Here is an 18,022-nt window from a genome sequence, read left to right as displayed (position 1 = left end):
AAATAAATTTATGGATGCAAAAGAACAAATAATTGAAAATTTAAAGACTTGGTTCAAAAAAACAAATGTTATTAAATACGACAAAGATATTGGATTAAGGTGCCGAGAAAAAGCGCTGGAAGTGTTAAGGGATGGCAAAACAGAAAAAGAAGTATATATAGTATCTTTTAAAACAGAAAGTGATATCGAATATAATGAAAATGGAGAAATTATTTCTTTATTAGAAGGAATGTATTGCTTTGCCTATTTTCATGCAGAAACATTAGAATTGCTTTACATACATAAAAAAATTGGATATATAGAAATTGATGGTTCTTATTAAAAAAATCAATTAATATTTAATCGGTTAAAAAAACAACATGATCAATTTACCAAAACTAGACTTCCTATATTTTAATTTAGAATTCACAGATGAAAACTATTTTAAAAGAAAAGAACTTTATTACGCTCAAACTGATTGGGACGAAAGACATTTTGAAGATTATGTTGAAACTTGTTCTTTTGAGGAACTTATTTATTTGATGGTCTATACATATAAGGACAAATATCCAAGAGATAAATTTTACCATACAATTTCTTTAAACTCTGATGATAAAATTCTATTATCTTACACTAATGAGAATGGAAGATTAGTCACTGAAGATAAATCTATTTATAATAACTTTTTTAGAAAAGAAGTTATTGGGATGGTTACTCAATTTTATAGCGAACAATACACCGACGAAGAAATGCTCGAAAAATTCTGGAGCAGTGAATATTATATGCAAAATCTATTTTTAGAATTTGATAGAGAAATTCCTTTAGAAATAGTTGACAAAGCACTTGAAGGAAAAGAATATATCAAAATTCAAAAAGAAGACCTATTAGTTTATGAGGTTAAAGATTCTCCCATCGCTTCTTTAGAAATTACTCAAAACAGTATTAAATTAAATATCAACAAACAGAAGGTGATAATATATATGCCTCTCTATTGATATTAAAGTTTTAAAAACAATTTAGAAATGGATTATGGCCAGGCAAATTATTAATATTGATTTTTTTTATACAAAAGAAGAGTGTGACAGTCTACAAGAAACTTTGTATACTTCGATTAAAATAATTGAAAACGCTGAATTAAATAAAGGGAGACAATGTTATGATTAAAAAAATGATAATTTTCGTATTACTTGCATCATTACTATCGTGTAAGTCGCAAAATCCTGATTCAATTAATGATAAAATTGTATATACTGTAATCTTCGCCAATGGCTTTGAAAATGCTAGCATCGATTTATATTTGAATGACATAGAAATAATTAAAAATGGCTATTTAAATACTAATGAATCTGATGGTGTAACCAATATTTGGTTAGATGTAATTAAAAGAAAATTCTAGAATCAAAGTCTTCAATAAAAATCGATCAGCTTTCTGTAATAATCTAGCAAGCCATAAAATGAAAAAAACAATAATAAGTCTAATTTTTCTCCTATGTTGGATCATTTCCAATAAAGCTCAATCAATTTCAACGGCCGATTCGTTAGAAAAAACAGTTATTGATTTTCTAGATAACGAAAAGACAAATAATTACACTATAAGTCATAAATCTGTACTAGTAATCACATATTCAATTCCTTTTAATAAATACATTGTTTGCCTAAAAGGTATTGATAAATTGTGCAAAGAATCATCATCTTCTATTTACAAAATAGCTCCTACTAAAACTAAAAATTTATATTTTTCAAATAATTTTATACCTTCAATAAAAATTGATGAAGAAAACATTCACTACTTCTTTACAGATGAAGAATGTAAGGACGAAGAAGGAGTAATACGCACTTCAATTATTGTAATGCTATTAATCGATAACAATTTTTCAATAATAAAAGAAGTGAGAGGTTATGGTTTAGAATCTTTAAAAGAAGATCTTTTATGTCCAACATCTCCAGAATCAATAGAAAGAGCCCGCGTTAAAAAAAAATATGGCAAATTACAGTAAAGCAGCTAAAAACGAAATTTTCAAACCAATAAATAAAAAACTAAAATAATCTTCGTGGTTAAAAGGTAAATTGTAATTATATTTCAGCTGAAAAAAAATCAATTATGACCACAAAAGAACAATTAATTGAAAAATTAAAAGCCTGGATTGAGAAAAAAAATATTATAACCTATGAGGATCGTATCCCTTTTAATTGCTGGGATAAGGAGGTTAAAGAATTAAGAGACGGAACAAAAAAAGAAGTTTATGTGGTCTCTTTTAAAACTAAAAGCACCAATATAGAATACAATGAGAAAGGTGACGTAATCTCATTTTTTGAAGGAATGTACTGTTTCGCTTATTTTGATGCAGAAACTTTAGAATTACTTTACATAAAAAAACACATCGGCTATATTGAGGCTGATGGTTCATTCTAGCAAAAAAATCACATATAGCATACAGCTAAGAAAATTGATTTTGCATTTTCTTGTTTATGAATTTAAAGTATTAAAATCCGTTGGGTGTAATTATATTTTCTATACAGTCAGTGGAAATTTATAACGCGGATAAAACGGATTTACTTTGCAAAAACGCGGATAAAAACGGATTTTATGTGCAGAATTTAAAAAATCTTTGAAAATCCGCGTTTTCGTGATAACGAATCTGTCTAATCCGCGTCAAAATATATAGTTTTTGAATTACACCAAACGGGTTATTAAAATATTCTTTAGCCTGAGATATCAAAAAAATGAAAAATACAATTTTAATAGTACTGTTAATTTGCTTTATTAGCTGCAAAATGGATAATACCAAATCAGTTAAGAAAGAAAAGCACACAAAAAAATCAATCGATACCGTCTTTTTTGACGAAAAAGGTGATACCATAAAATCGCAGACCGCTTCTCTCAAAAACAACTATAAATTAATCATTTTTCCAGCTTTAGATAAAAATAAAGAAGTAATTAATTTTAGATTGATTAATGGTAAACAAGATAAAACCTTTTTATTAGCAGATACTTTCATTGCAAATTATCGACCATATTATGAAGGAATAGATTTTGAAAATTATTTCGCCTTACATAGTAATGGAGGCGGAACAAGTAATTATTATTTCTGGTTATATGATAAACAGACTGGCGATGAAGTTTTAACAGATGGGTCTTTTAAAATACAACTTGATTTTGATCTAAAAAACGAACTGATTTTATACATAGATGAAGATAATGATTACAACCTATTTGTTTATGATGTAAATAGAAAAACAAAAACATTGGTCGATATTCCAAAATCATTTACCGATAAGCAAGAATGCACACGCAATGACTATTTTGAAAAGACTTCATATATAAAAAGAGTTACAGCCGATTATTATTTTATAGCATTTAAGAATTGTTCTTCTTCAATTGAATTTAGAGTTAAAAAAAATAAATAATGAACAATTTACCAAAACTTGACTTCCTATATTTTAATTTAGAATTCACAGATGAAAACTATTTTAAAAGAAAAGAACTTTATTACGCTCAAACTGATTGGGACGAAAGACATTTTGAAGATTATGTTGAAACTTGTTCTTTTGAGGAACTTATTTATTTGATGGTCTATACATATAAGGACAAATATCCAAGAGATAAATTTTATCATACAATTTCTTTAGACTCTGATGATAAAATTCTATTATCTTACACTAATGAGAATGGAAGATTAGTCACTGAAGATAAATCTATTTATAATAACTTTTTTAGAAAAGAAGTTATTGGGATGGTTACTCAATTTTATAGCGAACAATACACCGACGAAGAAATGCTCGAAAAATTCTGGAGCAGTGAATATTATATGCAAAATCTATTTTTAGAATTTGATAAAGAAATTCCTTTTGAAATAATTGATAAAGCCCTTGCAGGAAAAGAATATACCAAAACCCAAAAAGAAAAGATATTAATCTATGAGATAAAAGATTCTCCTATTGCTTCTTTAGAAATTACTAAAAAAAGTGTTAAATTAAATATCAACGAAGATAAGGTAATAATATATATGCCTCTCTATTGATTTAAAATAACTAAAAAAAAGCTTTTTTTTATCAATGAAAACATTTACAAAAATCTTATTTTTTATCGGAGTTTTTCTTTTTTTATCAAGCTACATTATTGATCCTTACAAAGTCAATGAAGGAAGTTTTATTGTAATTGATGCAGATACTGTCGCATTTTTAAAAATGCTATACATAACCACCAGCCTGCTTTTCGGATATTCATTTTACGCATTTCTAAAAATTTTAAAGGTTAAAACTTATATGATTTTTTCTCTTATTTTACTTGTGATCAATTTAGTCTTTTTATGTAAAATGTTTTTCTATTTTGATTCATTTTTGGAATAAAATAACAACGTCAAAAATTCAGAAACCCGTTTTTTTAATTCAGAAAAACGGGTTATTTTTTGCACATATTTTTAAATTCCAAACCACCAAACACAATCTCAAAAAGTCCATTATCACTTACTGAAACTACTGATTTACAAAGTGCTATTATTTCTAAAAAAGCCCTTTTTGGAGTATTTTTACAGTCTCAATAAAATAGAAGCCTTATTCTAAATGCGGTTTTAAAACAGCACTTTTCAAGAATTTATTTTCCGATTAAATCAAGCTGCAAATAATTTCAAAACACATTTTTCTTATCGTCAAATCTAGATTTTTTGATTGTTTCCGAACATTTGGAAAAGGCTATTTATGCTTCAAACTGTAAATCATTAACACTTATAAATATGGATCAAACAACAAAAAAACACATCGATCTGCTTCATCCTTCCGTCAGGGAAGAAGTCACAAAAATCATCGAAGAATGTGATCTCGCTCTTACCGGAAGAGCCAAAGTCCGCATTACGCAAGGATTGAGAACTTTTCAGGAACAAGAAGATCTCTACGCTTTTGGAAGAACAAAACCTGGCAAAAAAGTAACCAATGCCAAAGGCGGCCAATCGATTCACAATTATGGTTTTGCGGTTGATATCTGTTTAATCATTGACGGAAAAACGGCTTCTTGGGATACTGCAAAAGACTGGGACAACGACCAAATTTCGGATTGGCAGGAATGTGTAAATGTTTTTAAAAAACACGGCTGGAACTGGGGCGGTGACTGGAAAACATTTAAAGATCTCCCGCATTTTGACAAAAAAGGATACGGCGACTGGAAGGTGCTCAGCAAACTAAAACGTGACAAAAAAAACTATGTAATCTTATACAAATAATCATGAAAAAATTAAACTTTAAACTTGCTTCGTTTTTAATCTTAATTTCTCTTTCACTTGCTTCATGCACTTCGACCAAGACGGCTTTATTCGATCAATATTCGTATCAAAAAACAACTGAAATTAAAGTTGAAACGATACAGCTTTTAAATCAAGCCAATACTCCTTTCACAACACAGAAAGAAAAGGTTCAATCTCTTTTATTAAACATCGAAAAATTGACGGAATATGAAAAAAACAAGCCCAATAACGAAATCACTTTTGCGATGTGGCAGGTTTTGAATGATAAGGAGAAAAATCTTCTGGCGGGTTTCTTTAAAATTTGGGAGAAAAAAGGAATTGTATCGCCGGTTTTTCAAGAAGAATCCAAAAAACAAATTTCGGATGCTTTGGATTTACTTATTCAATATGAAATTAAAAAAGATAAAGAATCAAAAGAATTGCTTTTGGATTTAATTAACCTCAACTCTTAAAAATATGAACAACGATCAAGTATTAGAAGAATTAAAAAACAGACTTAAAACTGTTATAACCAAAAGTTACAGCGATTTTAAACCTGAATTAGAAAAAGATCTAAATGCTTTTCTCGAAAAATCCCGAGAAAAATTAGAACGCTGGATTTTACTTTTTGCTTCAGGAAATTTGACCGAAGAAGAATTAGAATGGCTTTTAAAAAGTCAGCTCGATTTGGTGGCTTTACAAACTTTGCAAACTACGGGAATCTCAAAAATAAAATTGAATTCGCTTAAAAATAATATCATCAAAACGATTTTTAAATTTATTGTAGAGCTTATTGTTCCAGGCGTGTAAAGACAATGCTGCAACCATCAAAAATAAAACACAACTACCTGATTAAAAGCAATTAAAATAAATTCACAACTTACTGAAACTACTGATCTGGAAGGTTCAAATTCTTGGCAAAAGGACCCTCTTATCGTATTTTTACAGTATGAAATAAAAACCAATATTCTTTGAATATGGCGCGCAGATTCAGAGAAAAAAATCACTCAAAATTTTATAACAAAAACGATATATGAAAGATTTTATCATAGAAGATGACTTACTGATAATTGATTCTCTTACCGATGGCGATTTTGTCATTAAAGAAGCTGATCAGCAAAATATTGAACATTTGCTGTTAAGCCAAAAAGGAAGCTATAAAGAGTTTCCAATTCTTGGCGTGGGAATCAAAAAATATATCAACAGTCCAGATGCCACATCCAGGCTGAGGCTTGAAAACGAAATAGACAAACAATTATCGTATGACAATTTTCACGTAACAACGTTAGATGTCAACGATTTACAAAACATTAAAATCGATGGAAACTATTAAACCACAGGAAAATCAAAACATTTTTGATATTTCGCTGCAAGAATACGGAAGTATTGAAAAAGTATTTGATCTTTTAGAAGATAATGATCGTTTTGATCTTACAGAAGACCTTTCTGTATACAACGATCTAAAAATTGGCCGCGAAGCCTTTAAAAAAGATATTGTCGAATATTACAATTCTAGGAATCATAAACCTGCAACAGCGCTTACAGAAGAAGAAGAGTTTTTGCTTGATAACTTCTCTGGAATTGATTACATGATTATTGAGGATGATTTTATCATTTATTAATCAAACCAAAAACGTGTGCTCAACACAACAAAATCTTCAGGCAAAATCTTTACTGCTCTTTTTTAGAAAATTCTAAAAGCAAAACTACATTTCTGTAGTCATCACAAAAAAACATAATCAGTTAACTATAAGCATATTCTACATGTCTTACAGGATAAACTATATCAAAAATCAAAAATATGGCACGTACAATTGCTGAAATACAGAAGGAAATTCTGAACGAAAAGGAAAAACAAAGTTCCCTCAATAAATTAACAAGTGAATCGAAAACAAGTATTTGGAGACTTTGGACCAATATTGTAGCTACTGCAATCTGGGTACACGAAAAAATCGTAGAAAAAAATGCTTTAATATCAAGACCTCACACTTTAAACTGGTATCGCGAACAGGCATTAAACTTTCATTATGGTTCGCCTTTAACTGCTGATTCTACCAATGGCGTTTCGCTGATCTGGAAAGACGGTTCTTATCAATTTGATACCGAAGGAATCGATGATCCTGAAGCTTCTAAAATCATCAAACACTGCGCAGTAAGCGAAATTGATTTGGAGACGGTATTAAATCCAGGTAAAGAAATAAAAGAAATTTTTTCTGATTATTTCCATAATAAAGTTGGGGTTGTTTTTATAAAAGTAGCAACCGAAAATGATGGCAAAATCTCTAGAATTGATGTTCCCAACCAGCTTTTTGCTTTTAAAGAATACATTGCAAAAATTAAGGATGCCGGAAATCAAGTTTACATTACTTCTGATGATGGAGATATATTAAGCTTAAAACTAAATGTTTACGTAGATCCATTGGCAATTTTTATTAATCCAGAAAACATTGAATATTATCAACTGAAAAGTTTAAGCCAACCTACTCAGGTTCAAAAAGACCTGCTAAAAGCTTACGAAGATAACAGCGATTTTAAATTAGATGACAAAAATGGTTCTTTAATACTTGACAGGGATATTTTCCCAGTACTGGATGCTGTAAATGACCATCTACGAAATATTGAATTTAATGGCGCTTTTGTGAAAACATTTTTAGTGGATGCCATTCAAAAAGCAGAAGGTATTAAGCTTCCAATATTGAGTAAAATTGAGACTTCAATCGCCAAAAATTCAAATGACAGCACAGCTCCTGTTTTGAAGGACGTTACAGCAATAGAATATTTTATTCCCAGAGCGGGATATTTTGATATCGATGCCCTTGATATTGAGGTAAACTACATTCCTTATACATTTTACAGAGATAAACAATAGTCAAATATATTTACAATGAACAAATACACTGTTTTAAAATGGGGAAAACTCCTCTTATGGCTCATCCCTCCTATTCTCAGAAAAAGAACCCATGCCGTCTGGCTCAATACACTGCTGGCACCGCTTCATTCTCTTTACGAAAGTATTCTATACAAAATGCAGCACACAGGACAGGTCATTTATCTGGAAAAAGTATTAAACGAAGCTTTTAATATTACCCAAAAATACGATCCCAATCTCAGCATCGAACAAAAAAGACAACGCGGCTTAATTTATATTGATGAATCTGTAAAGCCTTCACTTCAATATTTGTATCTCCATAAAGAATATTTTGAAAAGGATAAGGTTTTACCAGACGGAACGATAATTAAAGGTGAATTAAGAATGCCTTTATTAACGATTTTCAACAATTATGAATATTACAGTAAAGACAACAAACCTGTTTACTTAGCTCACTTTGATGATTATACGAAAGTATCTTACGCCAACTTTAGGGTTTTTATTCCCGAAATTTTAGTTCGAAACCTAACTATTCCTGCTGCATTAAATGGAAATGCATCTAGCCCAGAGACAGAGGCAATTAACGTTACTTCGATAGAATACCACAATCTTCTTAACTTCTATAAACTGGCTGGAAAAAGTTATGCAAGCTACTTGTATTATACAGTAACCTAAATCAGAAATTAAAAAAACAACAGAAATTTAAATCATCACAAATGAAACAAGTAAATTTTACGCATTCTGGAGGTTTTCCTCTTGAACAAGAAACTTTAGAAAGACTCCAGACTGCTTACAGATCCGAGCTTTATGAAGCCTTAAAAAAACATTTAAGCATTGAGACCAATTTCAATTATATTGTCGCACCGGCAACGCCTAATAGCAGAGGCTGGGCGATTATTCATCAGGATGAAACGGATGAGGACGGAAATGCAGCAGGTATTTTATATCCGATTGAAAGAGGAACTCCAACTTTCTTTTTAAAAACAACAAGAAAAGCTACCAATTTAATATACGGAGACGGAACCTCTCAAACTGCTTATTACGATTATGAAGCAGTATATGCAGATGCTTTAGGAATTCCCGTTACAAATAACGAAGAAACTGTAGTGTATTATGATCTAAATGGTTTTAAAGTTGTAAAAGATCTTAATGCGATTGAGGAAATTTTAGCTTTAATCAACGCTAATATTACAGCTATAAAGTCCAACATTGCTGCTGTTGAAGGAAATATTGATGCAATTGAAACCAATATCGGCGCAATTGAAACCAATATTGATGCAATAGAAGCGGATATTAAACAAAATTATCTTCCGTTAAACGGCTCAAAAGCCATGGAAGGCAATTTAAGCCTTGGATCTCATCAATTATATTTAAACAATTTAAGTCTGGCAACTTCAAATGATTTTTTATCATTAAATAGTGCAAACCAGGTCGTTAAAAATAATACGATAATCGCTTCGTTAATTGAGCGTATTACGATTTTAGAAAGCAAACCAGCATCAGCGGTCCCAATTGGAATGATTGCCATTTGGGGGAAGACGGACCCAATTCCTGAAGGCTGGGAAGAATATATCCCATTGAGAGGAAGAATGCCTGTTGGGCTTTACAATCCTACTCAAAATGAACGTAATATGCAATTTGGCCAACGAGCTTATTACGAAAATCTGACCTATTATCTTGGTGATAATGGAACTCGCATATGGCCTTTTGATCAAATAGGAAATGTTGGCGGAAACGTAGCCAAAGGTTTAACTATTGAAGAAATGCCTGCTCACGATCACGCTTTGCCAACCGACGGCGGCGGAAATAGTACTAGACAGTCAATAGTCGAATCGGCTAATTCAGATGAAGGTATTTCTTCTACAAACAGGACAGACAAAACTGGAGGAAGTAAATCTTTTCCGCTTATGAGTCCATACCGAGTGGTTCAATTTATTGTATACACAGGAGGTACAAGTGATGCTGCGAAGCCAGCAAATTTAAAAGCAACAAATATTAGCAGCACAACTTTAACTTTATCTTGGGATGCTCCAACTGGTTTTAGTAATGTAACAAATTATTTATTGTATAAAGATGGAATTCAAATAGAAACTTTAGGAAATGTTACCACATACGATGCCAGCGGTCTAACATCTGGAGCACAATATAATTTCTATGTTATCGCAAGAGATGCATCAGGAAATCTTTCAGGTTCCAGCAATACATTAGATGTTACAACTATCTTAGACACTATAAAACCCTCTGTACCAACTGATTTAGATTATTCTTTAGAAGGCAATTATATTACTCTTTCATGGTATCCTTCAACAGATAATATTGGTGTTGTCAGGTATCAGGTTTACAGAAGAACATCTACCGGAGAAGTTTCTGACCCATATTACGGAACTCCATATACCTCTGGTCTTTTTACAGGTTCAGCAAACACAACATATTATTTCGCAGTAAGGGCATTAGATGCTGCCGGAAATGCCTCTGCATTATCAAGCGAAATTATGGTTTCTATAGGCTCAAATGGCGGCAGCGGTGGTAGTGGCCCAGGAGGCTGTTTTGACGTAGAATCTCTAGTAACGATGGCGTCTGGACAATCTAAAAAATTGAAAAATATTGTAGTTGGAGACAAACTGCACGGATTGACTTTCCCGAATGAAATTGATGAATCTGAAGGCGATTATATGCTTTGGAACGGAAAATTAAGCGAAGCTGCTAAAGCAGAAGTAACTGTAGTGAACAAAACTACAAGTATTCAGCCAAGTTACTACGAAATTCAAACTGCAGATACTACAATTAAAGTTACCGGCGAACACCCTTTATTAGTAACTGAAGACGGTGAAAACGTTAAATGGGTAAGCACCAAAAATGTTTTGGAAACCATGTTTTTGATAGATAAAACAGGAAAAACAAAAGCAATTGAATCTATTATTTTTAAAGATGAACCGCTGGAAGTTGCGCTGTTAGATGTTGAAAATGTAGATAATTACATTATTTCTGGAATTGCTGCTCATAATGATAAACCAATGGATCCTAATCCAGTTGAACCATAATAATTAATTACCCTACTAATCTTTTGGGGCGTAAAAACCCCAAAAGATTATTTATCTCAAATCTCAAAACCCCAAAAACCGTGATACAGAAAATCTCAGAGTATTTAAATGAATTAAAATTATTACTCTATCTCGTGTTTATCTATTTAGACATGGACACAGGAATTGTAAGGGTATTATTCTATTTAATGGTAATGGATACTTTTTTAGGCATTGTTAAAACTATTGTTTTAAATAACGCTTTTAGTTTCAAAAAACTAGCCTTAGGATTCGTTTCCAAACTAGCCGTTTTACTAATTCCCACTGCATTGGCTCTCATGAGCAAAGGTTTAAATTACAACTTTAAATGGTTTGTAACTATTGTTGTTGACTTACTTATTGTCAGCGATGGTATTTCTATCATTAGTAATATAATCGCGATCAAAACCAAAAAAGAAGTAGAAAATTTTGACGCCATGACTTTGATTCTCAAATCAATACGAAATCGTTTAATTCTACTCTTCAAAAGACTTCTCATTACTATTGATCCTAAATATCATCCAGAAAAATAAGTCTGGAATAGCATTTCACTTCATTCAAAATTACTTTTATACTTTAATCAAAAAAAAAGCGCGAAAGTCAAATTTGATTTTCGCGCTTTTTTTATAATGCTCCTTGAGCTACAGAAACCGACATCTCGCCTCCTGCGCCTTGATCATTTATGATTCTAAAACGTCCTGGGTATTTATCCCACAAACTTTTTTTATTTCCGTAATAATCCATAAAATCTTCGCAGACAAAAACAGCATGTGCGTTTGACCAGGCAACAACGCCACAGTATTCACCTCCAGATAATCGTTTTAATTTTTCGATTTGTTTTCCTTTTTCAAAACCTAAATATTTATAAATAGTCGGTGTGTATAATTCTCCTTCTTCTAGATCTTCTAATGCTTTTTCAAAACTCTCTTCTTTGTCTATAATCTGTTTGTATTTTGCCATAACAGCGTATGCTAAAACGGCATAATCCCGAATATTTTTGCTGTCTTCGCTTTTTTTGATAAAAACAAAATCGGCAGAAATCGTTGCAGTGTTCAGTTCTTTACTGGTCAGCGTAAAAGAAGCATTATTTTTTAAGGTTATTTTGTACAAACTGTCTCCTTCTTTTTCTGTGATAAACAGATTGTCTAATCCAAAAATATTCAAAGACGCTTTGATAAAAGCAATTGACGAACAATTAGTACGTTCTCCTTGTTTAAAGCTGTCGAATATCCGATCTGAACTTAACTGTGAATACGAATTTGAACAAACAAAAAGTAAAACTAAAAATGATGCTGTACTAAATTTCATTGTCTTTGGATTTTTATAATTGTTTCCAATTGATTATTTGGTAACGTATATTTTACAAAGCTATAAAAATCATCTAAAAATTCATTTTTATTTCACTCGATTTATCAACGAATTTATGTTCATTTTAAAATAAAACATTGCAAATTATCAACAAACACGCTTAATTGAATCCTTTTCTTACATTTTTCGAATTTCACCTGTTCCAAATTATATTATTTACTTTTCTTCAAAGCATCTATTAATTCTGCCATATTGACTACGCCATAAGTCGAACAATAATCGGAAACGGCGTAAGGTAAAATCAAGCTGTCGTTATGAATTAAAGCGCCGCAAGAATAAACCACATTGGGCACATAACCTTCTCGTTCATCTTCTAAGGGAGCAAGCAAAGGCTCTGTAAGCCTGCCAATTTCTTTGGATGGATCATCGAGATCAAACAGCGAAGCACCAATACAATAGCGGCGCATTGTTCCGACCCCGTGCGTAATTACGAGCCATCCCTCTGGGGTCCATAATGGAGAACCGCAGTTTCCAATTTGTGTAAATTCCCAAGTATAACGAGGTTCTTGCAATAATATAGGTGTATTCCATTGTGTCACTCTTTCCGAATACATGATGTAATTATTAACACCATCTATTCGGGCAAGCATGGCATATTTTCCTTTGATTTTTCTAGGAAACAAAGCCAGGTTTTTATTCTGAGCCCCCACTCCATGAAGCGGCATTACTCTAAAATTATAAAAATCTTCGGTAGAAATTAGCTTCGGCAATATAGTATGTCCATTGTAAGCGGTATACGTTGCCATAACACGAACAGAATTATCATCGTCTACAAAACGGACGAAACGAGCATCTTCTATCCCTCTGCTTTCTGATTCTGAAATCGGAAAAATAACTCGTTCTGTAATATCCGAATCATGTTTGAATTGAATGTCGTAGAATGAGTTCGCCAGCCAAAGAATTTCCTGAAGTGCCATTTTTCTTTCTTCCCGAATCAACGGATCACTCAAAGAAGTTTTGAGTATGTTTTTAAGAACCGCAAACTCAAATTCGTTGGGCAGGTCCTGCATAATCTGCACAATATATTTATCTGTCGTATGCATTTCTGCTAATTTAGTCAGAAATCGTTCTTTATTGAATAGCGTTTTATGTTCAATTTCTGCCTTATCAATATGATTTCCAATTTTCATTATATGCAGATTATTGTCTCTGTCGAGAATTCCTCTTCTAAAAACAATCGAAGAAATATGCCCCTCACCTGTTGCTCTAAAAGAAATAACGACTCGTTTTTCTCCGGCCTCTAATCCGGTTTGGTCAAAATCTTCTACTATTGAAGGGTTAAAAATCGCTGCCGATTCAATCGCATATTCCATAGTGCAATAAGAACCTATAAGCATTTTTCGGTCTACAGACATTCCTTCGTAGTCAATCTCCATCGACTCTATTATGGGTCTTATTTTTTCGCAGTGTCTAAAAAAAACGGCAGAAATATTTCGGTGACGTCTGGCAAATTCGCGCAGGGTCTGCTCCAAAGTCTGTGTCACCTGTTTTTCGTCAAGCATCATGATTCGAAGTACCATTTGTTGTGTCCGTTCATATCCGTTCATAAAATATCGGGCAACAACTCTTCTGGAATCTGGGGTGAATTTTATATTTTTTCGAACTACTGATACTCGCATAAATTTGTCTTTTTTTTAATTACAATGAATAAAAGGCACTTTTGCTATCGCTAAAAATCAGTCTTGGGAACTGTAACTTAGAAAGATATAAAAGTACTCTTGTTTTGAAACAATTGGTATTGTTCCTTTTTTATAACAAGTTAATCATTTTGTTAAAAACAAAACTTAATTTTTTATTAAAAATCGCAATCAAGAAGACAGCTTTATTTTTTAATAAAAGAATTAAGCTTCACGAGAAAGAGTTTTCTTTATTTATTCAAACCCTTAAATTTGAAGACTTCAATTCAAGAATTCGTTTCGATAATATTCTTTACATTTTCTATAAAAGCTTCGGTATCTTTAATTTCTTGTTTAATAGAAACATGATGTTCAGAAAGATGGTATTGCTCCATCATGTCTTTTTTCAAATACTTTATCATTGATTCCAGACTTCGGGTATCGGTTTCCTGTTGTCTTTTTAGCTCTCGCTGTTTACTCTGAAGATAGTTTAAAGTTTCTTTTAATCTCTGAACGTTTAATTTTCCCAACCTTTATTTTTATTAAAATTTAATTATAAAAAAACGATTTTTAGAAGTGTGATAAGATTCTGTTGCTCCAAAAACCTAATTATCATTTGAATTTATCCCACTTCCAAAAACCGTTTTTAAGCACTTACGTAGAAATACGGTATACGGTTCTGAGAAAAATCAGAAAAAATGAAACTTTAACAATCTGCAAAAAACAAATTATTGAAAAACAATATCTTACATTTTAGATTTTATTAAAAGAAAGTACATCGCCAACAAAGGTTCTTTTGAAAATAAAATTTCTTACAATCCATTTTTAGATTCTTTTTCAAAAAACACAACTTTCAACGGGTCAATAGGTTACCAAAAACAATTTCAAATTGTGAATATCTATTTTAATATTTAAGTATTTATTTTAGTGTAAAATTTATCTTTGACATCCTTTAAAATTTAAAAGAAATGAGCGCAGTTTGGTACGAATGCAAAGTAAAATATAGAAAGACAGATGAAACCGGCGGACAAAAAGTTTTAACCGAACCTTATTTGGTTGACGCTTTATCTTATACAGAAGCCGAAAAAAGAATGCACGAAGAAATGGCTGCTTATACGAGTGAGGAGTTTAAAATCACGGCTATCAAAGTGGCAAATTATGCCGAAATACACCCGTTTGAAAATGCAGATAGATGGTTTAAATCTAAAATCACTTTAGTTGCTTATGATGAAGAAAGCGGTAAAGAACGAAAAACAAGCATGTACATGCTGGTTCAGGCAAATGATGTTCGCGAAGCTTTTGACAACACGCTTCATGTAATGAAAAATACAATGGGCGAATATTCTATTCCGGCTATTTCAGAAACAGCAATTATGGATGTTTTTCCTTATTTCAGCGGTGAAGAAGGTGAAGCAGAAATGCTGGAACGTTTTAATACCCTGAAAGCTTCTAAACCAGAAAAGGCTGTAGAAATTGTTGATCATATGGAATTTGAAACCGCTGTGGAAGAATAATTCAGAATTCAATATAAAAATTTATAAAAGCTTCAGATTGCGATCTGAAGCTTTTTTGTTGAGGTTATCTTATTGATTTTTAAACTTAAATCAAAATAAACAATATATTAGCTTTAGATTTCAACTTCCAAAATTCAGTATCTAAAAACCCATCGAGATGAGCAAGAAAACCGTCATTCTAATCGGATTTATACTTTTAAAATTTGCTTTACAATACATTTTAATCAGTCCCGAATACGATTTACAGCGTGACGAATATCTGCATCTCGATCAGGCTCATCATCTGGCTTGGGGCTATTTGTCTGTACCGCCCGTAACTTCTTGGTTTTCGTACCTTATTTATCTTCTCGGAAATTCCGTTTTCTGGATAAAATTCTTCCCTGCCCTATTTGGCGCACTGACACTTTTGGTAGTTTGGAAAACTATTGAACTTTTAAAAGGAAATCTCTACGCTCTGATTTTAGGAGCTGTATGCATTTTATTTTCCTGTCTTTTGCGCTTAAATACGCTTTACCAGCCCAATTCGCTCGATGTACTTTGCTGGACTGCTTTTTATTATTTTCTGGTTCTTTATATTACCACTCAAAAATCAAAATGGCTTTATATTAGTGCCGCTGTTTTTGCCTTTGGGTTTCTTAACAAATACAACATCTTATTTCTTTTACTGGGGTTAATTCCAGCCGTTTTATTATCCAATCAGCGTAAAATACTGACTCAAAAACAACTTTATTTTGCGTTACTTTTCGGAATCCTTCTGATCCTTCCTAATCTTTTATGGCAGTACAACAATCATTTTCCAATTGTGCATCATATGAAGGAATTGGCCGAAACGCAATTGGTCAATGTAGATCGTGTTGATTTTCTAAAAGAACAAATCTTATTTTTTATCGGTGCTCTTTTTGTAATTCTGGCAGGATTATATGCTTGCTTGTTTTACAAACCATTTCATAATTACAGCTTCTTTTTTGCTGCATTTATTTTTACACTGCTTATTTTTCTTTATTTCAAAGCTAAAGCGTATTACGCAATTGGCCTTTACCCTATTTATATTGCCTTTGGAGCTGTTTTTTTATCGGATGTTTTAAGTACGGGATGGAAACGGTTCTTAAAACCCTTTTTCATCTTGATTCCGTTACTGCTTTTCATTCCGATGTACAATGTTGCATTTCCTAATAAAAGTCCGCAGTATATGGCCTTACATCCTGAAAAATATAGAAAACTGGGAATGCTTCGCTGGGAAGACGGAAAAGAACATCAATTACCGCAGGATTTTGCCGATATGCTGGGATGGAAAGAATTGGCTCGAAAAACAGATTCTTTGTATGCAATGCTTTCAAACCAAAAAGAAACGATTGTACTTTGCGATAATTACGGCCAAGCCGGAGCGATTAATTTTTATACTCAAAAAGGAATTAAAGCCGTTTCTTTTAATGCTGATTATGTAAATTGGTTCAATCTTGATATTCGATACAAAAACTTAATTCGCGTTAAAAGTTTTGAAGAAAACAGCACAGAATTTGCAGAAACCAGTCCGTTTTTTGAAAATGCTTTTATTGGAGGCCAGATTAACAATAAATATGCAAGAGAATACCAAACTACTATTTTTGTCTTTACAAATGCAAAAGTAAACATCAACAAAAGATTGGAACAGGAAATTGCCGAAGAGAAAAATTATGACTGATTTTACCACTATTTCGTATCTAAAAGACGGTAACGAAAAGCAAAAAACAGCGTTTGCCGTTTTGACTCAATTTCGTGTTTTAGAAAACCTTTCTGATTTTGATCCAATTTTAGTCGGCACGATTCCGATTAATATTGATATCGAAAACAGCGATCTGGATATCATCTGTTGTTTTAAAAACCAATCTGATTTTGCAAAAAAAGTGAAACAATTATTCGAAAAAGAAAACGGTTTTACAATCCGTGAAGTTTTAATTGACAATCAGGAATCTGTAGTTGCCAATTTTTATTTAGAAAATTTCGAAATCGAAATTTTCGGGCAAAACATTCCGACCAAACAGCAAAACGGATACAAACATATGGTCATTGAGGATCAAATTCTCCGCAAAAAAGGCGAAAAGTTCCGCCGAGAGATTCTAGAATTGAAACAAAAAGGTTATAAAACCGAACCCGCGTTTGGTTTGCTATTAGGCTTAACTGGAAACGTTTACCATGAATTACTGAATTTCAAAATCTGAAAAAACCAGTCTTAATTTTAAATTATAAAAAATAAAGTACCAAAATTATTTGCATAACCGTATTTACTGTGTATCTTTGCACCCGAAACATCGCGGGATAGAGCAGTAGGCAGCTCGTCGGGCTCATAACCCGAAGGTCACAGGTTCGAGTCCTGTTCCCGCTACTACAAAAAACACCACTTACTACAAGTGGTGTTTTTTTT

Annotated in this window: 22 protein-coding genes and 1 tRNA gene; 20 read left to right on the top strand and 3 right to left on the bottom strand. The window is 32.1% G+C overall.

What is annotated here, in order from left to right; genetic code table 11:
• The first annotated feature begins 10 nt into the window (after nucleotides 1–10).
• The 16 genes from C4F50_RS12525 to C4F50_RS12450 all read left to right on the top strand — a co-directional run bounded on the left by C4F50_RS12525 (nucleotide 11) and on the right by C4F50_RS12450 (nucleotide 11,656).
• Nucleotides 11–322: a hypothetical protein gene (locus C4F50_RS12525; RefSeq protein WP_194138993.1), complete on the top strand. Its 312-nt coding sequence runs from the start codon at nucleotides 11–13 to the stop codon at nucleotides 320–322.
• Nucleotides 323–359: 37 nt separating this feature from the next.
• Nucleotides 360–974: a hypothetical protein gene (locus C4F50_RS12520; RefSeq protein WP_194138992.1), complete on the top strand. Its 615-nt coding sequence runs from the start codon at nucleotides 360–362 to the stop codon at nucleotides 972–974.
• 459 nt (nucleotides 975–1,433) lie between these two features.
• A complete protein-coding gene (locus C4F50_RS12515; RefSeq protein ID WP_194138991.1) occupies nucleotides 1,434–1,976 on the top strand; it encodes a hypothetical protein in 543 nt (180 codons plus the stop codon).
• Between the two features lie 104 nt (nucleotides 1,977–2,080).
• Nucleotides 2,081–2,392, top strand: coding sequence for a hypothetical protein (locus C4F50_RS12510; RefSeq protein WP_194138990.1), 312 nt, complete (start codon nucleotides 2,081–2,083; stop codon nucleotides 2,390–2,392).
• A gap of 311 nt (nucleotides 2,393–2,703) precedes the next feature.
• Nucleotides 2,704–3,387, top strand: a complete 684-nt coding sequence (locus tag C4F50_RS12505; RefSeq protein ID WP_194138989.1) for a hypothetical protein — start codon at nucleotides 2,704–2,706, stop codon at nucleotides 3,385–3,387.
• Nucleotides 3,387–4,001 (top strand): hypothetical protein, encoded by a 615-nt coding sequence (locus C4F50_RS12500; RefSeq protein ID WP_194138988.1) that lies wholly within the window; start codon nucleotides 3,387–3,389, stop codon nucleotides 3,999–4,001. The genes C4F50_RS12505 and C4F50_RS12500 overlap by 1 nt, the downstream gene beginning before the upstream one ends.
• Before the next feature lie 34 nt (nucleotides 4,002–4,035).
• A complete protein-coding gene (locus tag C4F50_RS12495) occupies nucleotides 4,036–4,329 on the top strand; it encodes a hypothetical protein (RefSeq protein WP_194138987.1) in 294 nt (97 codons plus the stop codon).
• A gap of 383 nt (nucleotides 4,330–4,712) precedes the next feature.
• Nucleotides 4,713–5,195: a M15 family metallopeptidase gene (locus tag C4F50_RS12490; protein WP_194138986.1), complete on the top strand. Its 483-nt coding sequence runs from the start codon at nucleotides 4,713–4,715 to the stop codon at nucleotides 5,193–5,195.
• A gap of 2 nt (nucleotides 5,196–5,197) precedes the next feature.
• Nucleotides 5,198–5,668: a hypothetical protein gene (locus C4F50_RS12485; RefSeq protein ID WP_194138985.1), complete on the top strand. Its 471-nt coding sequence runs from the start codon at nucleotides 5,198–5,200 to the stop codon at nucleotides 5,666–5,668.
• A gap of 4 nt (nucleotides 5,669–5,672) precedes the next feature.
• A complete protein-coding gene (locus tag C4F50_RS12480) occupies nucleotides 5,673–6,005 on the top strand; it encodes a hypothetical protein (RefSeq protein WP_194138984.1) in 333 nt (110 codons plus the stop codon).
• Between the two features lie 223 nt (nucleotides 6,006–6,228).
• The gene (locus tag C4F50_RS12475; protein WP_194138983.1) at nucleotides 6,229–6,528 is read left to right on the top strand and encodes a hypothetical protein; all 300 of its coding nucleotides are present in this window, start codon (nucleotides 6,229–6,231) and stop codon (nucleotides 6,526–6,528) included.
• A complete protein-coding gene (locus C4F50_RS12470; protein WP_194138982.1) occupies nucleotides 6,515–6,817 on the top strand; it encodes a hypothetical protein in 303 nt (100 codons plus the stop codon). Before C4F50_RS12475 ends, C4F50_RS12470 begins: the two co-directional genes overlap by 14 nt.
• 179 nt (nucleotides 6,818–6,996) lie before the next feature.
• Nucleotides 6,997–8,064: a hypothetical protein gene (locus C4F50_RS12465; RefSeq protein ID WP_194138981.1), complete on the top strand. Its 1,068-nt coding sequence runs from the start codon at nucleotides 6,997–6,999 to the stop codon at nucleotides 8,062–8,064.
• A gap of 15 nt (nucleotides 8,065–8,079) precedes the next feature.
• Nucleotides 8,080–8,739 carry a hypothetical protein gene (locus tag C4F50_RS12460; RefSeq protein WP_194138980.1) on the top strand — a complete coding sequence of 220 codons (660 nt, stop codon included), beginning with the start codon at nucleotides 8,080–8,082 and terminating at the stop codon, nucleotides 8,737–8,739.
• 41 nt (nucleotides 8,740–8,780) lie between these two features.
• Nucleotides 8,781–11,105, top strand: a complete 2,325-nt coding sequence (locus C4F50_RS12455) for a fibronectin type III domain-containing protein (RefSeq protein ID WP_194138979.1) — start codon at nucleotides 8,781–8,783, stop codon at nucleotides 11,103–11,105.
• A gap of 80 nt (nucleotides 11,106–11,185) precedes the next feature.
• On the top strand, nucleotides 11,186–11,656 hold the full coding sequence (locus C4F50_RS12450; RefSeq protein ID WP_194138978.1) for a phage holin family protein: 471 nt from the start codon (nucleotides 11,186–11,188) through the stop codon (nucleotides 11,654–11,656).
• Nucleotides 11,657–11,747: 91 nt separating this feature from the next.
• Here the strand turns inward: C4F50_RS12450 and C4F50_RS12445 are convergent, their stop codons facing one another.
• The 3 genes from C4F50_RS12445 to C4F50_RS12435 all read right to left on the bottom strand — a co-directional run bounded on the left by C4F50_RS12445 (nucleotide 11,748) and on the right by C4F50_RS12435 (nucleotide 14,637).
• Nucleotides 11,748–12,431 (bottom strand): hypothetical protein, encoded by a 684-nt coding sequence (locus C4F50_RS12445; RefSeq protein ID WP_194138977.1) that lies wholly within the window; start codon nucleotides 12,429–12,431, stop codon nucleotides 11,748–11,750.
• A gap of 212 nt (nucleotides 12,432–12,643) precedes the next feature.
• On the bottom strand, nucleotides 12,644–14,110 hold the full coding sequence (locus tag C4F50_RS12440; protein ID WP_194138976.1) for a glycoside hydrolase family 130 protein: 1,467 nt from the start codon (nucleotides 14,108–14,110) through the stop codon (nucleotides 12,644–12,646).
• Nucleotides 14,111–14,394: 284 nt separating this feature from the next.
• Nucleotides 14,395–14,637 carry a hypothetical protein gene (locus C4F50_RS12435; protein WP_194138975.1) on the bottom strand — a complete coding sequence of 81 codons (243 nt, stop codon included), beginning with the start codon at nucleotides 14,635–14,637 and terminating at the stop codon, nucleotides 14,395–14,397.
• Nucleotides 14,638–15,075: 438 nt separating this feature from the next.
• On the opposite strand from C4F50_RS12435, the gene C4F50_RS12430 reads away from it, so the two are divergent.
• The 4 genes from C4F50_RS12430 to C4F50_RS12415 all read left to right on the top strand — a co-directional run bounded on the left by C4F50_RS12430 (nucleotide 15,076) and on the right by C4F50_RS12415 (nucleotide 17,983).
• Entirely contained in the window at nucleotides 15,076–15,621 is a 546-nt protein-coding gene (locus C4F50_RS12430; protein WP_194138974.1) for a DUF4494 domain-containing protein, read from the top strand.
• A 157-nt stretch (nucleotides 15,622–15,778) separates the two neighbouring features.
• Complete coding sequence (locus C4F50_RS12425) at nucleotides 15,779–17,302, top strand: glycosyltransferase family 39 protein (protein ID WP_194138973.1); 1,524 nt, start codon at nucleotides 15,779–15,781, stop codon at nucleotides 17,300–17,302.
• Nucleotides 17,295–17,819 (top strand): DUF4269 domain-containing protein, encoded by a 525-nt coding sequence (locus tag C4F50_RS12420; protein WP_194138972.1) that lies wholly within the window; start codon nucleotides 17,295–17,297, stop codon nucleotides 17,817–17,819. The genes C4F50_RS12425 and C4F50_RS12420 overlap by 8 nt, the downstream gene beginning before the upstream one ends.
• A 91-nt stretch (nucleotides 17,820–17,910) precedes the next feature.
• Nucleotides 17,911–17,983: transfer RNA gene (locus C4F50_RS12415), tRNA-Met, on the top strand.
• Nucleotides 17,984–18,022 lie beyond the last annotated feature (39 nt).

The organism is Flavobacterium hungaricum (assembly GCF_015182285.1).
GTDB classification, from domain to species: Bacteria; Bacteroidota; Bacteroidia; order Flavobacteriales; family Flavobacteriaceae; genus Flavobacterium; species Flavobacterium hungaricum.
The sequence above is the reverse complement of the archived record's forward strand: the minus strand, read 5'-3'. Positions and strand labels throughout refer to the sequence as shown.